Here is a 14,642-nt window from a genome sequence, read left to right on the forward strand (position 1 = left end):
TTTCTCAAAGAGAAAATCTGAAAATATGGTATAATATTAGCAATAAAAGGAATCTGGAGGATTAGAATCATGGTATCAACGAAAACACAAATTGCTGGTTTTGAGTTTGACAATTGTTTGATGAATGCGGCGGGTGTGGCTTGTATGACGATAGAGGAGCTAGAAGGGGTTAAAAACTCAGCAGCGGGAACCTTTGTCACTAAGACAGCGACCTTGGAATTTCGTCAGGGAAATCCTGAGCCACGCTATCAAGATGTTCCACTTGGTTCTATCAACTCTATGGGATTACCGAATAATGGCTTAGACTATTATTTGGACTATCTTTTGGATTTACAGGAAAAAGAGCCAAACCGAACTTTCTTCCTATCTCTAGTCGGCATGTCTCCAGAAGAAACCCATACTATCTTGAAAAAAGTCCAAGAGAGTGATTTTCGTGGTCTGACTGAGCTAAACCTCTCCTGTCCAAATGTTCCAGGAAAACCTCAGATTGCCTATGATTTTGAGACAACAGACCGGATTTTAGCAGAGGTGTTTGCCTACTTCACCAAACCTCTTGGAATTAAATTGCCACCATATTTTGACATTGTTCACTTTGACCAAGCGGCAGCTATTTTCAACAAGTATCCGCTCAAGTTTGTCAACTGCGTCAACTCAATCGGAAACGGACTGTATATAGAAGATGAATCTGTCGTTATTCGCCCTAAGAATGGTTTTGGTGGGATTGGGGGAGAGTACATCAAACCGACTGCTCTAGCCAATGTTCATGCCTTTTATCAACGCTTAAATCCTCAAATTCAAATCATCGGAACAGGTGGCGTTTTGACTGGTCGTGATGCCTTTGAACATATCCTCTGTGGAGCGAGTATGGTGCAGGTGGGAACCACCCTTCACAAAGAAGGCGTCGGTGCTTTCGAACGTATTACCAATGAACTAAAAGCAATCATGGCGGAAAAAGGGTACGAAAGCCTAGAAGATTTCCGTGGGAAATTGCGCTATATTGACTAAATTAAATCGAAAAATCAGAAGAAAGGAGAGAAGATGCTAGCCATTGAAGAAAGTCAGAAGTTGACTTTATCAAATTTACCTAGTCTGAGCCTATTTACCGGGACAGACCAGGGACAGTTTGAAGTGATGAAGAGTCAAGTATTGAAACAGATTGGTTATGATTCTGCTGACCTCAACTTTGCCTACTTTGATATGAAAGAAGTAGTTTACAAGGATGTGGAACTGGAGTTGGTCAGTCTTCCTTTCTTTGCGGATGAGAAAATCGTGATATTAGATCATTTTGTCGATATCACAACTGCTAAAAAGCGCTTTTTGACAGATGATGAGCTCAAGTCATTTGAGGAATACTTTGACAATCCTTCACCAACAACCAAGTTGATAATCTTTGCAGAAGGAAAGCTGGATAGCAAAAGACGGTTGGTTAAATTACTTAAGCGTGATGCCAAGGTCTTCGATGCAGTAGAAGCTAAAGAACAAGAACTGCGCCAGTATTTTCAAAAGTGGAGCCAGAAAGAAGGTCTGCAGTTTGCCAATCATTCTTTTGAAAATCTCCTCATCAAGTCTGGTTTTCAATTTAGCGAAATCCAGAAAAATCTCCTCTTTTTACAGTCCTATAAAGAAGACTCTGTTATCGAGGAAGAGGATATTGTTAACGCAATTCCCAAGACCTTGCAGGACAATATTTTTGATTTAACTCAGTTTATTCTGACTAAAAAGATGGATCAGGCGCGCGATTTGGTTAGAGACTTGACCTTGCAAGGTGAAGATGAAATTAAGTTGATTGCCGTCATGCTAGGACAATTTCGGACTTTTACTCAGGTGAAGATTTTGGCGGAGTCTGGGCAAGCAGAATCTCAGATTGCAAGTAGTCTAGGAAGTTTTCTCGGACGCAATCCAAATCCCTATCAAATCAAGTTTGCGTTGAGGGATTCGCGAGGACTTTCCTTGAGCTTTTTGAAGCAAGCTATTTCCTATTTGATTGAGACAGACTATCAGATTAAAACAGGTCTTTATGAAAAAGGTTTCCTTTTTGAAAAGGCACTCCTACAGATTGCTAGTCAGGTAAATTGATATTTTTTTGAAACTACAACCCGCGTCAGGATTATCTTGTCGTGGGTTTCTTGCTGATTTGCTTGTTTTATACTCAATGAAAATCAAAGAGCAAACTAGGAAACTAGCCGCAGGTTGCTCAAAGCACTGCTTTGAGGTTGTAAATAAGACTGACGAAGTCAGCTCAAAACACTGTTTTGAGGTTGTGGATGAAACTGACGAAGTCAGTAACTATACCTACGGCAAGGCGACGTTGACGCGGTTTGAAGAGATTTTCGAAGAGTATTATTAGAATATATTTCAGTGATTTCCTTATCTATAAGCAAAAAACTTGAAAAAAGTGAATGTTTGCGTTATCATTTTCATATAGAAAGAAAAAGAGGTATTACAGATGGCTATTATCTTACCAGATCTTCCATATGCATACGACGCTTTGGAACCATACATCGATGCGGAAACAATGCACTTGCACCATGACAAACACCATCAAACTTATGTCAACAATGCTAATGCAGCTCTTGAAAAACACCCTGAAATCGGTGAAGATCTTGAAGCCTTGCTTGCTGATGTAGAATCTATTCCAGCTGATATCCGTCAAGCACTTATCAACAATGGTGGTGGACACTTGAACCACGCTCTTTTCTGGGAATTGATGACTCCTGAAAAAACAGCTCCATCACCAGAACTTGCAGCAGCAATCGATGCAACATTTGGTTCATTTGAAGAATTCCAAGCAGCCTTCACTGCAGCAGCAACAACTCGTTTTGGTTCTGGCTGGGCATGGTTGGTTGTCAACAAAGAAGGTAAACTTGAAGTGACTTCAACAGCAAACCAAGACACACCAATCTCAGAAGGCAAAAAACCAATCTTGGGCTTGGACGTTTGGGAACATGCTTACTACGTAAAATACCGCAACGTGCGTCCTGACTACATCAAAGCTTTCTTCTCAGTGATCAACTGGAACAAAGTAGATGAATTGTACGCAGCTGCTAAATAATGATAGTTGGAGGGAAGAATTGTTCTTCTCTTTTTAAGGTTGTATTATTTTGGTCTGACAAAATCGTCAGACTTTTTTCATTTTTATGAGAAACGTGCTAACTGCTAGAAATTATGGTAGAATAAAGTATTAAGTAATCGTGGAAAAAGGATATCTATGCGAAAAGAAATTGCACCTGAATTATACAACTATAACAAGTTTCCTGGTCCTGAGTTTCATTTACACGGGGACAAGGTTGAAACGGAAGGGATAGCTTTTTCCTTGGTGGAAAATATCAAGGATGCCTTTGATGTGACGGCTTTTAATCAGCGTTTTTCAGAAGTCTTAACAAAGTTTGATTATATCGTGGGAGACTGGAGCAACGAACAGCTTCGCCTACGAGGTTTTTACAAGGATGATCGAACAGAAGAAAAACTTGAAAAAATCAGTCGTTTACAAGACTACCTTTTAGAGTATTGTAGTTATGGTTGTGCCTATTTTGTCCTAGAAAATGAAGCCCCTAAGCGAGCATCATTTGACAAGAAAATGCGTAAGAAGGAAGAAGAAACACCTTCTAGAAAAGGAAAGAAATCGGCTCAAACAAAACGAAAACCGAATGCAGATAAGAAAAATAGACGTCGTCAGAAAGACCAGTATTCTCAGAAAGAGGACAAGGGGCAACGTCATTTTGTCATTCGTCAGAAGTGAGTAGGAATAAGGAGAAGAAATGAAACCGTCAATTTATAGTTTAACACGTCAAACCATGCAGGAATGGGTTTTAGAGCAAGGAGAAAAGAAATTCCGTGCAGATCAAATCTGGGAATGGCTTTACCGTAAACGTGTCCAGTCATTTGAAGAGATGACCAACCTTTCAAAGGATTTGATTGCTAAGCTTAATGATCAGTTTGTGGTTAATCCATTGAAACAGCGAATCGTGCAAGAATCTGCTGATGGGACAGTTAAATATCTTTTTGAATTGCCAGATGGTATGTTGATTGAGACTGTACTTATGCGTCAACACTATGGTTTGTCAGTCTGTGTGACCACTCAGGTCGGCTGTAATATCGGTTGTACCTTCTGTGCCTCTGGCTTGATCAAGAAGCAACGCGACCTCAATAATGGGGAAATCGTAGCCCAGATCATGCTGGTTCAGAAATACTTTGATGAGCGTGGTCAGGATGAACGCGTCAGTCATATCGTTGTCATGGGAATCGGTGAGCCCTTTGATAACTACAACAATGTCTTGAATTTCGTTCGTACTATCAATGATGATAAAGGAATGGCCATCGGTGCTCGTCACATTACGGTTTCCACCTCAGGTTTGGCCCATAAAATTCGTGATTTTGCTAATGAAGGAGTTCAGGTCAATCTTGCCGTTTCCCTTCACGCACCTAATAATGAACTGCGTTCAAGCATCATGAAGATTAATCGTGCCTTTCCGATTGAAAAACTCTTTGCTGCTATTGAGTACTACATTGAGACAACTAATCGTCGTGTGACTTTTGAATATATCATGCTCAATGAAGTCAATGATGGTGTAGAACAAGCCTTGGAATTGGCTGAATTGCTCAAGAATATCAAGAAATTGTCTTATGTGAACCTGATTCCTTATAACCCAGTTAGTGAGCATGATCAATATAGCCGTAGTCCTAAAGAGCGCGTCCTGGCCTTCTATGATACACTTAAGAAAAAAGGGGTTAACTGTGTTGTTCGTCAAGAGCATGGTACTGATATTGATGCAGCTTGTGGACAATTGCGTTCTAATACAATGAAACGTGACCGCCAGAAAGCAGTCGCAGCAGTCAATCCTTAATGATGAAGAAGACTTATAATCATATTTTGGTCTGGGGAGTCATTTTCTATAGCATTTGCATTGTCTATTTTTGCTTTACTCCTCAAGAACATTCTCCCGTGGGAGTGGAAACTCCAGGTATTCAGCATCTTGGACGCCTGGTTTTTCTTTTGACTCCTTTCAATTCTTTCTGGAAACTGGGCGAAGTGAGTGATATGGGACAATTATATTGGATTTTTTTACAAAATATCCTCAATGTCTTCTTGCTTTTTCCTTTGGTGTTCCAACTCCTTTATCTCTTTCCAAACTTAAGGAAAACAAAAAGAGTTATTATTTTCAGTTTTCTAGTGAGTCTTGGAATCGAGTGTACGCAGTTAGTCTTGGACTTTTTCTTTGATTTCAATCGCGTCTTTGAGATTGATGATTTGTGGACCAATGCCTTGGGTGGCTATTTGGCTTGGCTTCTCTATAAACAACTACATAAAAACAAGATAAGGAATTAAAATGAGTATTTTAGAAGTTAAAAACCTGAGTCACGGTTTTGGTGACCGTGCAATTTTTGAAGATGTGTCCTTCCGTCTCCTCAAGGGAGAACATATTGGTCTGGTCGGTGCCAATGGTGAAGGGAAATCAACCTTTATGAGCATCGTGACTGGTAAGATGTTACCAGACGAAGGAAAGGTAGAGTGGTCTAAATATGTGACTGCTGGTTACTTAGATCAGCACTCTGTTCTTGCTGAAGGCCAGTCGGTGCGTGATGTTCTCCGTACTGCTTTTGATGAACTTTTCAAAGCTGAAGCCCGTATCAATGACCTTTATATGGAAATGGCTGAAGACGGAGCGGATGTTGATGCTCTCATGGAAGAAGTGGGCGAACTCCAAGATCGTTTGGAGAGTCGTGATTTCTATACCTTGGATGCAAAGATTGACGAAGTAGCGCGTGCCCTTGGTGTCATGGACTTTGGCATGGATACAGATGTAACCTCTTTGTCAGGTGGGCAAAGAACCAAGGTGCTTTTGGCAAAACTTCTCCTTGAAAAGCCTGATATCTTGCTGTTGGACGAGCCGACCAACTACTTGGATGCTGAGCATATTGACTGGCTCAAGCGCTATCTCCAAAACTATGAGAATGCCTTTGTCCTTATTTCACACGATATTCCATTCCTAAATGATGTTATCAATATTGTCTATCATGTGGAAAATCAACAGCTGACGCGTTATTCTGGTGACTACTACCAGTTCCAAGAAGTCTATGCTATGAAGAAATCTCAGCTAGAGGCAGCCTACGAACGTCAGCAGAAAGAAATTGCGGACCTCAAGGACTTCGTGGCTCGAAACAAAGCGCGTGTTGCAACACGAAACATGGCCATGTCCCGTCAGAAGAAATTGGATAAGATGGATATTATCGAACTGCAAAGTGAGAAACCAAAACCATCATTTGATTTCAAACCAGCTCGTACGCCAGGGCGCTTTATCTTCCAAGCCAAGGATTTGCAGATTGGTTATGATCGTCCTCTGACCAAGCCTTTAAATCTTACCTTTGAACGTAATCAAAAGGTTGCTATTATCGGGGCAAATGGTATCGGGAAAACAACTCTCTTGAAGTCTCTCTTGGGCATTATTCCGCCAATTGCTGGGGAAGTTGAACGTGGTGACTACCTAGAACTTGGTTATTTTGAGCAAGAAGTAGAAGGTGGCAATCGTCAAACACCACTAGAGGCTGTTTGGAATGCCTTTCCAGCTCTCAACCAAGCAGAAGTTCGTGCAGCCCTTGCCCGTTGTGGTTTGACAACCAAGCATATCGAAAGTCAAATTCAGGTCTTGTCAGGTGGGGAACAAGCCAAGGTTCGTTTCTGTCTCTTGATGAATCGTGAAAACAACGTTTTAGTGTTGGACGAGCCGACCAACCACTTGGATGTGGATGCCAAGGATGAACTCAAACGTGCTCTCAAAGAATACAAGGGGTCTATCCTTATGGTCTGCCACGAACCAGACTTCTATGAAGGCTGGATGGACCAAATCTGGGATTTTAATAATTTAACTTAAGAATGAGAGTAAAAGAAATACAGTACCGAATGTGGATACTGTATTTTTTTGGTTTTTATGATTTAAAATTGTAGTCTTTCACCACTTCGATGCTATCGATAGTAATAGCAGTCGTTGGCTTGTCTTTTTCATCTTTTTCGGCTTTGGCAATTTTATCTACAACATCCATACCGTCAATCACTTGACCAAAGACTGGGTGTTTGCCATCTAGACTAGGGTTTCCCCCTTCTTTATAGGCTTCGATGATTTTCTTTGGATACTTGCTTGTAGGGAGTTTAGCAGAGGTATCTGTAGAGTTTTGGTTGATGAAGAACTGGCTACCATTGGTGTTTGGTTGACCAGTGTTAGCCATAGAAAGAGCGCCACGGATGTTATAGAGATAAGGAGTAATCTCGTTTTTGAAACCAGTTCCCTTGTCTTTAGTCTTATCCTTGTCATGCCAGATAGACTGACCACCTGTACCATCCCCTTTTGGATCTCCAGTTTGAACCATGAAGCCATCGATGACACGGTGGAAGGTAATGCCGTTATAGTAGCCTTCTTTGGCGTGAGTGAGGAAGTTTTCAACCGCTAAAGGAGCGAGTTTAGGGAAGAGTTTAATACGGATATCTCCTTGACTTGTGTGGAGAATCACTTCAGCCTCGTCTTTAGTAACTTCTTTAGATAGTTGTGGGAAATTGGCGTTTTCGTTTGTTAAAGCATCGTTTAACTCCTTGGCAGATTGGGCAGCTGCTTTGGAGCTTTCCTCAGCGGCCAAGCTAGAATCTACATAGTCATCACCACGCAGGCTGCGTTGGATGCTGCTGCATCCAGCTAGGGCTACAGTGGACAGTAAAAGAAGGGTTGCTAGTTTTTTCATTCTATTCCTCTCAAAAATTCATTTCTACCATTGTACCCTAAAAGGAAGTGGATTTCAAATGTTAGTGACAAGGTAGTTTTAGAGGAGCCAACCAGAAAGTAGCTTGCTTAGAGATTTTTCTTTGGATGACGGTCAACAATGTCCTGGTATGTTCCAGTATGTGCTTTCCTTTTGGAGTTATTTTATAACCGCGAATCGAAAAGAGACCAGCTAATTCCTCTTCTGAAAAATGGTTATGAAGGGCTTGATCCAAATCTGCAATCTTCATTTTAGAAAGGCCAGTAACCCCATTCTTCTTAAGGATATTCTTTTTCATAGTAGCATTCAGATGGTCAAGTGACTCAAAAGCTGTTTCAATGCCAGCATAACCTTTTTCCACCAGAGTTTTTAGATGCTTAGGTGCATCAATGCCATAAGTGTATTCAAAGTATTTAGGGAACCAGGTTTCGGTGGTAAAAGTGCCAAAGTTGATTCTCCATAGTAGAATGATATCACTTACCAGCAAATCATCTGCTAATAATCCATATTTCTCTTGGGAACAGGCTTAGGATTTAGGAGCCAAGCATCCAAATCACGTTTAGGAGAGATGAATGGCTTGACTTGATGGTCTTTATAAAATGTTTCTAGAATAGCATTCATGACATTCTCTTTCTGATTTTTCTTTAAAAATATAACAAATTTCTAAATGGTTTAAAAATTTTATAGTCTGTCAAGTTTTTTTCTTGACACCTGCCAGAAATCTGCTATAATAGAACATGTGCTAAATAGCTTAGCTATTTCACCGAAATAAAAAATAAGAAAAGAGACTTTAAAAATGGCAGTTAAAATCCGTTTGACTCGTATGGGTTCTAAGAAAAAACCTTTCTACCGTATCAACGTAGCAGATTCACGTTCACCACGTGACGGACGTTTCATCGAAACAGTTGGAACTTACAACCCACTTGTTGCTGAAAACCAAGTAACTTTGAAAGAAGACCGCGTTCTTGCATGGTTGGCTGATGGAGCTCAACCTTCAGATACAGTACGTAACATCCTTTCAAAAGAAGGCGTATTGAAAAAATTCCACGATTCTAAATTCTCAAAATAAGTTTAAAGTAGGTTGACAGATGGATACGATTGAAAATCTCATTATTGCGATTGTGAAACCCTTGATTTCACAACCAGATGCCTTAACTATCAAGATTGAAGATACACCAGAGTTTTTGGAATATCATTTGGATCTTGATCAAAGTGATGTGGGTCGTGTAATCGGTCGTAAGGGTCGCACTATTTCTGCGATAAGAACGATTGTCTACTCTGTCCCAACTGAAGACAAAAAAGTAAGAATCGTTATTGACGAAAAATAAGAAGGGCGGGACGGATGTCTCGCTTTTTTTCTTTTTTGTGATGAATAGAAGATGAAAGATTGAACGTTTAGACAATTACAAGACTACTTACTCGAACATTACCAGCAGTCTCGGACTGAGTAAGGTATTTTTATCATGCTAGTGGAGGAAGTCGGAGAAGTAGCTGAGGTTTTGAATGGTCGTTCTGGTAGAAAAGAGGGTGTCAAGGACTCAAATGAGGAACTAGCAAAAGAACTGGCTGATATCATTCACTACACCGTCGCAATTGCGGCCATCAACGACATAGATCTAACCAAGACCATTTTTGAAAAAGATAAAAAGGCGGCTATAAAATATCAGAATGAACGAGATTTGGAAGGATTTTTAGAGAATTTCTAAGAGAATAAGAAATGATTTTTTTCTTATAAAGAAGATTTCACCTATATTGGCCTAGCTAGTAACATAGAAAACAATGAAACTGGCAGTTTATATTATCAAAGTAAGGAATCTCCAAGAGGCAGATAAGTTAGAAATTGTGAGACAAGAACGAGAAAAGCAGATCAGACTTGCTGAATCTTTTTTAGTCAATGAACTAGATAAACGGTGATATAAGGCATAAAATACTAATCCTAGAAATAGCATCTAGGATTCTACTATGCTACAATGGAAAGACAGTCTCAAAGAATTCTAGTCAATCAATCTTAAGAATAGCTATTTTTAAAAGGAGTAACAGTCTATGAACGAGAAAACAAAAGCTTACCTAGCAGCCTTATCCTTTTCAGCAATCATTGGATTTTCTTTTTTATTTACTAAGATTGCTTTAGGCTATGCCAGTCCTCTTACAAACTTAGCGCATCGCTATACAATCGCAGCTTTAGCAATGGTCGTTCTTCATCAAACCAAACTTATCAAAGTGAGTTTAAGTAGAAAAGATATTCTTTCTATTCTTCCTATGAGTCTTTTCTATCCGCTTTTCTTTTTTATTTTTCAATCCTTTGCTTTACAGTATATATCGTCTTCTGAAGCTGGAATTTTACAGGCTCTTGTCCCGATTTTTACGCTTCTTTTAGCATCGGTCTTTCTCAAGGAAAAGACAAGCTTGCTACAAAAGTTCTTTTTAATTTTATCTGTAGCAGGAGTAGTTTTCATCTTCCTTAGCAAAGGAGCAAACTTTAGCACTGAAACTGCTAGCTTGGGCTTTCTCTTGATGTTGGGATCTGTTCTCGCCAATGCAATAAACAATATCCTCAGCAAGGCTAAAGGAGATCGCTATCGGGCCATGGATATGACAGCTGTTGTGATATTTGTTGGCTTCGTCACCTTTAATACGTTGAGTCTGACCTCGCACTATCTAGATGGCAACATATTAGCCTACGTTGCACCTCTCGGACAGCTTCCTTATCTGCTTTCAATTCTCTATTTGGGAGTTCTAGCCTCTATCGTTACTGGTAGTCTCTCTATCTATGCTATTGTTCGACTTGGAGCATCAACTGTCAGTGTCTTTGGTAATCTTGGAACAGTTTTGACCATTCTAGCTGGAGCTCTTATCCTCCACGAACCAATTTATAGCTACCATGTAATCGGAGCAACTTTGATTATTGCTGGAATTTTAGGCATGAATCTGATGAGAAAAAAGTAAAGATTGCTGAGCAGTCTTTTTCTTAATCTAAATGATACAGAAAATTCAAAATTTTTAATGGATTTAAGTTTAGAGAACGATGATTTTAATATAGCATGATAAAATAGATAAAAAGAATGACACTAGGATAAAGAGGAGAGAGTGTAATAATGAAGCAAAATGATATAGCTGAAGCTATTGCTTTTTATAACAGAAAACCTGAGACTTTGGTACGTCACATTATACCAGTCTTAGATTGTGACTTGGTTGTTTATCATCGTCCTGGAAACGCAAGTAAAGGCCACATTATTTTTTATCATGGAGCTTGTGGCCGTAGTCAGATGTGGGCCCACCAGTATGATGCCTTTGAAGGATTTGACCTCTATTTTGTCAATGTTAGAGGACAGGGTGAATCACCTATGAAAGTTGGTTTACCAGACTTAGAAGGTGCTGTTCAAGATGTAGATGCTATTTTGTCCTATTTCCAGCTAGATAAGGTGATATTGGTTGGTCATTCTTGGGGAGGGAATCCACTTCAAGAGTATACCTATCGTCATCCAAATCGAGTTCTAGCCTTGGTCATGGTAGATAGTTGGGGACAGCATCGTTACCTATCAGATAAAGAGAGAAATCGCATAAAATATAGTTCCCTTATGTACAAAACGATTCCTTGGAAGTTGATTGCAGATAAGAACTCAAAGATGTGTACAGATAATCCTATCACAAGAGAATTAGTCAAGACGGCCATTATAGAAACTGGGCGAGATGTTTTTTTGAACCTTGGAATCACAGGTTTTATGGCTGTCCATGAGATAGAAGGTTATCATGGCAATCCTCCTATGCTATTAGTAAGAGGCGAAAACGATTTTCCCAAACACCTAAAAATGATTTACGATGGGATCATTGCCTTAAATCCCAATGCGCGTCAAGTAACGATTTCAGATAGTAAACACCAACCTATGAATGATCATCCTGAAGAGTTTAATCAGATAGTTGGTGAATTTTTTGAAGAAGTAGTAGCTCTGTAAGATGAGATTTATCCAACTTGAGAAAATCCTTGGAACGTGATAAAATAAAGGATAAGGATTTTTAATAATTCATTATATAGAACGAGTGGATTTCTTTATGAAGAGGTTTGAAGTATCTACAGAAATTGGTAGTCTCTCTGTTACTTATCAAAAGCAAAAGAAAATGCTAGTTTGTTTAAGTGGCGTAGGTTTGCTACCAAGTTATGAAAATTTTTCACTTATACTTGAAAAACTTCCTCCTACAATTGGTTATTTGACAATTGATTTTCCGAACACAGGTAGGAGTCCGATGAATGACCAAGCTGGAAAAAATCTGGATAATCTTGCAGATGCAGTTTATGAAGTACTTGAAGAATTGGCGATTTCTGAATATATACTTTGTGTACATAGTTTGAGTGGAATTTTAGCTTGCAAATTGCTCAACAAACCAATTAAGTGTCAGGCTTTACTAGCAATTGAACCGACAACTAAAAAAGTCATGTTTGCTGATTTTTCAGAAAATCCTTATCCAGAAATGGAAAAGCAGATGAGGCTGATTGAGGAGTGTGGTCCTGAACTTTATTTTAAGAACTTAACTCAAGAGACATTTAGCCATGAAACTAATAAAGAAATCTGGAAAATAATGCAAGAAAAAGGTTCAGAGTTGGAAAGTCAATATACAGGATTTCAGATATCTGGAGAGATTACTGAGGAAGATTTTGAGAATGTCTCGATAGAATCTCATGTCCCTGTATTTATTTTTTGTCAGGCTTATAGAGAAAAAGAGTACAGAGAATCAGAATATTGGACTTCCAATACTAAACTCATTTTAGGAGGGAATCACCATTATTTACAATGGTCAGAATCAGAAAAAATTGTGACTATTATTCGAGAATTGTCCGAATAAGATGGATAGAAATAGAGTACAGGAGACAAGATGAACTACTTTAATGTTGGGAAAATCGTCAATACGCAGGGGTTGCAGGGTGAGATGCGAGTCTTGTCTGTGACGGATTTTGCAGAAGAACGGTTTAAAAAAGGTACTGAGCTTGCCTTGTTTGATGAAAAAGATCAGTTTGTTCAAACAGTGACCATCGCTAGTCACCGTAAACAGAAGAACTTTGACATTATTAAATTCAAAGATATGTACCATATCAATGCTATTGAAAAGTACAAGGGATACAGTCTCAAGGTTGCTGAGGAAGATTTAAACGATTTAGATGATGGTGAATTCTACTATCACGAGATTATCGGTTTGGAAGTCTATGAGGGTGATAACTTGATTGGAACCATCAAAGAAATCCTGCAACCAGGTGCTAACGATGTCTGGGTGGTCAAGCGAAAAGGCAAACGTGACTTGCTCTTGCCTTATATCCCACCAGTGGTTCTCAATGTTGATATTCCAAATAACCGCGTCGATGTGGAAATCTTAGAAGGGTTAGACGATGAAGATTGATATTTTAACCCTCTTTCCAGAGATGTTTTCTCCGCTTGAGCACTCAATCGTCGGAAAGGCCCGAGAAAAGGGGCTCTTGGATATCCAGTATCATAATTTTCGAGAATACGCTGAAAAGGCCCGCCATGTCGACGATGAGCCTTACGGAGGCGGTCAGGGGATGTTGCTCCGAGCCCAACCCATTTTCGATGCCTTTGATGCTATTGAAAAGAAAAATCCGCGCGTTATTCTCCTCGATCCAGCTGGAAAGCAGTTTGATCAGGCTTATGCTGAGGATTTGGCTCAAGAGGAAGAGCTAATCTTTATCTGCGGGCACTACGAGGGTTATGATGAGCGAATTAAGACCTTGGTGACAGATGAGATTTCCCTAGGCGATTATGTCCTCACTGGTGGCGAGTTGGCGGCCATGACCATGATTGATGCTACGGTTCGTCTGATTCCAGAAGTGATTGGCAAGGAGTCTAGCCACCAAGATGATAGTTTTTCTTCTGGCCTTCTCGAATACCCTCAATACACACGCCCCTATGATTATCGAGGCATGGTTGTGCCAGATGTGCTCATGAGCGGACACCATGAAAAAATCCGTCAGTGGCGCCTGTACGAGAGTTTAAAGAAAACCTACGAGCGCAGACCGGATTTGCTTGGACATTATCAACTGACAGCAGAAGAAGAAAAAATGCTGGCAGAAATCAAAGGAAACAAAGAATAAAGGAGAAAGCTATGCAAGTAATCAAACGTGATGGAGAAATTGCTGAATTTAATCCAGATAAGATTTACCAAGCCATCTTAAAGGCGGCCCAAACTGTCTATGTATTGACAGATGATTTGCGTCAAAACCTTGCACAAGTCACTAAGAAAGTGGTTTTGGATTTGGAAGAGGCCAAGGTGGAACGTGCTACCATTAGCATGATTCAGTCTATGGTTGAACATCGTCTACTAGGTGCAGGTTACATTACCATTGCAGAACACTACATTTCCTATCGTCTACAACGTGACTTGGAAAGAAGTGGTTATGGAGATCATATCGCGGTTCATTTGCATTTTGAACAAATTCGCTAAGAAAAAAGAGTGGGATGAAACAACTACATCTCACTCTTTCTTAAATCTATTTTTTTGAGCTGTTTGGACGGTCGAAGGGACAAATCGCAGGCGTTGAATATCGCTTATGCGGATAATACGGGTCACATTTTTGGCAAAATTTTTCACGATAATTTGCTGGCGTTGCTGATCGTATTTGATGATGTCACCTGTAAAGCTTGTCTCAGATAAGATAAGGTGAACAGCGGTTTGTTTCTGGATGGCCTCTTCAATAGTAGCGGTAAGGGAGTTATTTTCAGTCTGGTCAGATTGGTAATGTCCATTTAAAAAGTCATGTATTTTATCTAGTACTTGCTGGAATTTATGTCTCATAGTGGCCTCCCTTCTTTTATATCAATATTATATAAAATTTTCCTAAAATCTACAAGATTTTACGAATAAACTAATGAAAGCTAAAAAAGGAGAAGAAA

General features: G+C 39.6%; 17 protein-coding genes and 2 pseudogenes. 16 read left to right on the forward strand and 3 right to left on the reverse strand.

Annotated features, from left to right (window positions below; all coding sequences use genetic code 11):
- Positions 1–69: 69 nt before the first annotated feature.
- The 7 genes from O3616_RS04955 to O3616_RS04985 all read left to right on the forward strand — a co-directional run bounded on the left by O3616_RS04955 (position 70) and on the right by O3616_RS04985 (position 6,869).
- Entirely contained in the window at positions 70–1,005 is a 936-nt protein-coding gene (locus O3616_RS04955; protein WP_371638273.1) for a dihydroorotate oxidase, read from the forward strand.
- Between the two features lie 33 nt (positions 1,006–1,038).
- Positions 1,039–2,076, forward strand: a complete 1,038-nt coding sequence (gene holA / locus O3616_RS04960; RefSeq protein ID WP_125416500.1) for a DNA polymerase III subunit delta — start codon at positions 1,039–1,041, stop codon at positions 2,074–2,076.
- A gap of 370 nt (positions 2,077–2,446) precedes the next feature.
- Entirely contained in the window at positions 2,447–3,052 is a 606-nt protein-coding gene (sodA, locus tag O3616_RS04965) for a superoxide dismutase SodA (protein ID WP_371638274.1), read from the forward strand.
- 156 nt (positions 3,053–3,208) lie between these two features.
- Positions 3,209–3,739 (forward strand): YutD family protein, encoded by a 531-nt coding sequence (locus tag O3616_RS04970; RefSeq protein WP_371638275.1) that lies wholly within the window; start codon positions 3,209–3,211, stop codon positions 3,737–3,739.
- Positions 3,740–3,758: 19 nt separating this feature from the next.
- The gene (gene rlmN, locus O3616_RS04975) at positions 3,759–4,844 is read left to right on the forward strand and encodes a 23S rRNA (adenine(2503)-C(2))-methyltransferase RlmN (protein WP_000804760.1); all 1,086 of its coding nucleotides are present in this window, start codon (positions 3,759–3,761) and stop codon (positions 4,842–4,844) included.
- Positions 4,844–5,326, forward strand: coding sequence for a VanZ family protein (locus tag O3616_RS04980; RefSeq protein ID WP_125416504.1), 483 nt, complete (start codon positions 4,844–4,846; stop codon positions 5,324–5,326). The genes rlmN and O3616_RS04980 overlap by 1 nt, the downstream gene beginning before the upstream one ends.
- A gap of 1 nt (position 5,327) precedes the next feature.
- The gene (locus tag O3616_RS04985) at positions 5,328–6,869 is read left to right on the forward strand and encodes an ABC-F family ATP-binding cassette domain-containing protein (RefSeq protein WP_000025378.1); all 1,542 of its coding nucleotides are present in this window, start codon (positions 5,328–5,330) and stop codon (positions 6,867–6,869) included.
- 55 nt (positions 6,870–6,924) lie between these two features.
- On the opposite strand, the gene O3616_RS04990 is transcribed toward O3616_RS04985, so the two are convergent.
- Positions 6,925–7,728, reverse strand: a complete 804-nt coding sequence (locus O3616_RS04990; protein ID WP_261266843.1) for a peptidylprolyl isomerase — start codon at positions 7,726–7,728, stop codon at positions 6,925–6,927.
- Between the two features lie 442 nt (positions 7,729–8,170).
- Positions 8,171–8,367, reverse strand: a pseudogene (locus tag O3616_RS04995) (hypothetical protein); the annotation flags it as partial.
- Positions 8,368–8,542: 175 nt separating this feature from the next.
- On the opposite strand from O3616_RS04995, the gene rpsP reads away from it, so the two are divergent.
- From rpsP to O3616_RS05040, 9 genes and pseudogenes are all read left to right on the forward strand, one after another.
- Positions 8,543–8,815 carry a 30S ribosomal protein S16 gene (gene rpsP, locus O3616_RS05000; protein ID WP_000268760.1) on the forward strand — a complete coding sequence of 91 codons (273 nt, stop codon included), beginning with the start codon at positions 8,543–8,545 and terminating at the stop codon, positions 8,813–8,815.
- Between the two features lie 19 nt (positions 8,816–8,834).
- Positions 8,835–9,074, forward strand: coding sequence for an RNA-binding protein KphA (kphA, locus tag O3616_RS05005; RefSeq protein ID WP_000379617.1), 240 nt, complete (start codon positions 8,835–8,837; stop codon positions 9,072–9,074).
- A 63-nt stretch (positions 9,075–9,137) separates the two neighbouring features.
- Positions 9,138–9,452: pseudogene (locus tag O3616_RS05010) on the forward strand (MazG nucleotide pyrophosphohydrolase domain-containing protein); the annotation flags it as partial.
- A gap of 337 nt (positions 9,453–9,789) precedes the next feature.
- Positions 9,790–10,692, forward strand: a complete 903-nt coding sequence (locus O3616_RS05015) for a DMT family transporter (protein ID WP_371638276.1) — start codon at positions 9,790–9,792, stop codon at positions 10,690–10,692.
- Between the two features lie 149 nt (positions 10,693–10,841).
- Positions 10,842–11,699, forward strand: coding sequence for an alpha/beta fold hydrolase (locus O3616_RS05020; RefSeq protein ID WP_371638277.1), 858 nt, complete (start codon positions 10,842–10,844; stop codon positions 11,697–11,699).
- A 97-nt stretch (positions 11,700–11,796) separates the two neighbouring features.
- Positions 11,797–12,585: an alpha/beta fold hydrolase gene (locus tag O3616_RS05025; RefSeq protein ID WP_371638278.1), complete on the forward strand. Its 789-nt coding sequence runs from the start codon at positions 11,797–11,799 to the stop codon at positions 12,583–12,585.
- 30 nt (positions 12,586–12,615) lie between these two features.
- Entirely contained in the window at positions 12,616–13,134 is a 519-nt protein-coding gene (rimM, locus tag O3616_RS05030; protein ID WP_057487241.1) for a ribosome maturation factor RimM, read from the forward strand.
- Positions 13,124–13,843: a tRNA (guanosine(37)-N1)-methyltransferase TrmD gene (trmD, locus tag O3616_RS05035; RefSeq protein ID WP_371638279.1), complete on the forward strand. Its 720-nt coding sequence runs from the start codon at positions 13,124–13,126 to the stop codon at positions 13,841–13,843. The genes rimM and trmD overlap by 11 nt, the downstream gene beginning before the upstream one ends.
- 11 nt (positions 13,844–13,854) lie before the next feature.
- Positions 13,855–14,193 (forward strand): ATP cone domain-containing protein, encoded by a 339-nt coding sequence (locus O3616_RS05040; protein ID WP_001196040.1) that lies wholly within the window; start codon positions 13,855–13,857, stop codon positions 14,191–14,193.
- A gap of 30 nt (positions 14,194–14,223) precedes the next feature.
- Here the strand turns inward: O3616_RS05040 and O3616_RS05045 are convergent, their stop codons facing one another.
- Complete coding sequence (locus O3616_RS05045) at positions 14,224–14,544, reverse strand: hypothetical protein (RefSeq protein WP_371638280.1); 321 nt, start codon at positions 14,542–14,544, stop codon at positions 14,224–14,226.
- Positions 14,545–14,642 lie beyond the last annotated feature (98 nt).

This window comes from Streptococcus sp. 27098_8_86, from assembly GCF_041432595.1.
Classification (GTDB): Bacteria; Bacillota; Bacilli; order Lactobacillales; family Streptococcaceae; genus Streptococcus; species Streptococcus pneumoniae_F.

Bases quoted from the DNA above. Each gene is read 5' to 3' on its own strand.
- kphA (WP_000379617.1), top strand. From the start codon at position 8,835: ATGGATACGATTGAAAATCTCATTATTGCGATTGTGAAACCCTTGATT.
- O3616_RS05025 (WP_371638278.1), top strand. From the start codon at position 11,797: ATGAAGAGGTTTGAAGTATCTACAGAAATTGGTAGTCTCTCTGTTACT.
- rimM (WP_057487241.1), top strand. From the start codon at position 12,616: ATGAACTACTTTAATGTTGGGAAAATCGTCAATACGCAGGGGTTGCAG.
- rpsP (WP_000268760.1), top strand. From the start codon at position 8,543: ATGGCAGTTAAAATCCGTTTGACTCGTATGGGTTCTAAGAAAAAACCT.
- sodA (WP_371638274.1), top strand. From the start codon at position 2,447: ATGGCTATTATCTTACCAGATCTTCCATATGCATACGACGCTTTGGAA.
- O3616_RS04990 (WP_261266843.1), bottom strand. From the start codon at position 7,728: ATGAAAAAACTAGCAACCCTTCTTTTACTGTCCACTGTAGCCCTAGCT.
- O3616_RS04955 (WP_371638273.1), top strand. From the start codon at position 70: ATGGTATCAACGAAAACACAAATTGCTGGTTTTGAGTTTGACAATTGT.
- O3616_RS05020 (WP_371638277.1), top strand. From the start codon at position 10,842: ATGAAGCAAAATGATATAGCTGAAGCTATTGCTTTTTATAACAGAAAA.
- rlmN (WP_000804760.1), top strand. From the start codon at position 3,759: ATGAAACCGTCAATTTATAGTTTAACACGTCAAACCATGCAGGAATGG.
- O3616_RS04970 (WP_371638275.1), top strand. From the start codon at position 3,209: ATGCGAAAAGAAATTGCACCTGAATTATACAACTATAACAAGTTTCCT.
- O3616_RS05040 (WP_001196040.1), top strand. From the start codon at position 13,855: ATGCAAGTAATCAAACGTGATGGAGAAATTGCTGAATTTAATCCAGAT.
- holA (WP_125416500.1), top strand. From the start codon at position 1,039: ATGCTAGCCATTGAAGAAAGTCAGAAGTTGACTTTATCAAATTTACCT.
- trmD (WP_371638279.1), top strand. From the start codon at position 13,124: ATGAAGATTGATATTTTAACCCTCTTTCCAGAGATGTTTTCTCCGCTT.
- O3616_RS04980 (WP_125416504.1), top strand. From the start codon at position 4,844: ATGATGAAGAAGACTTATAATCATATTTTGGTCTGGGGAGTCATTTTC.
- O3616_RS04985 (WP_000025378.1), top strand. From the start codon at position 5,328: ATGAGTATTTTAGAAGTTAAAAACCTGAGTCACGGTTTTGGTGACCGT.
- O3616_RS05015 (WP_371638276.1), top strand. From the start codon at position 9,790: ATGAACGAGAAAACAAAAGCTTACCTAGCAGCCTTATCCTTTTCAGCA.
- O3616_RS05045 (WP_371638280.1), bottom strand. From the start codon at position 14,544: ATGAGACATAAATTCCAGCAAGTACTAGATAAAATACATGACTTTTTA.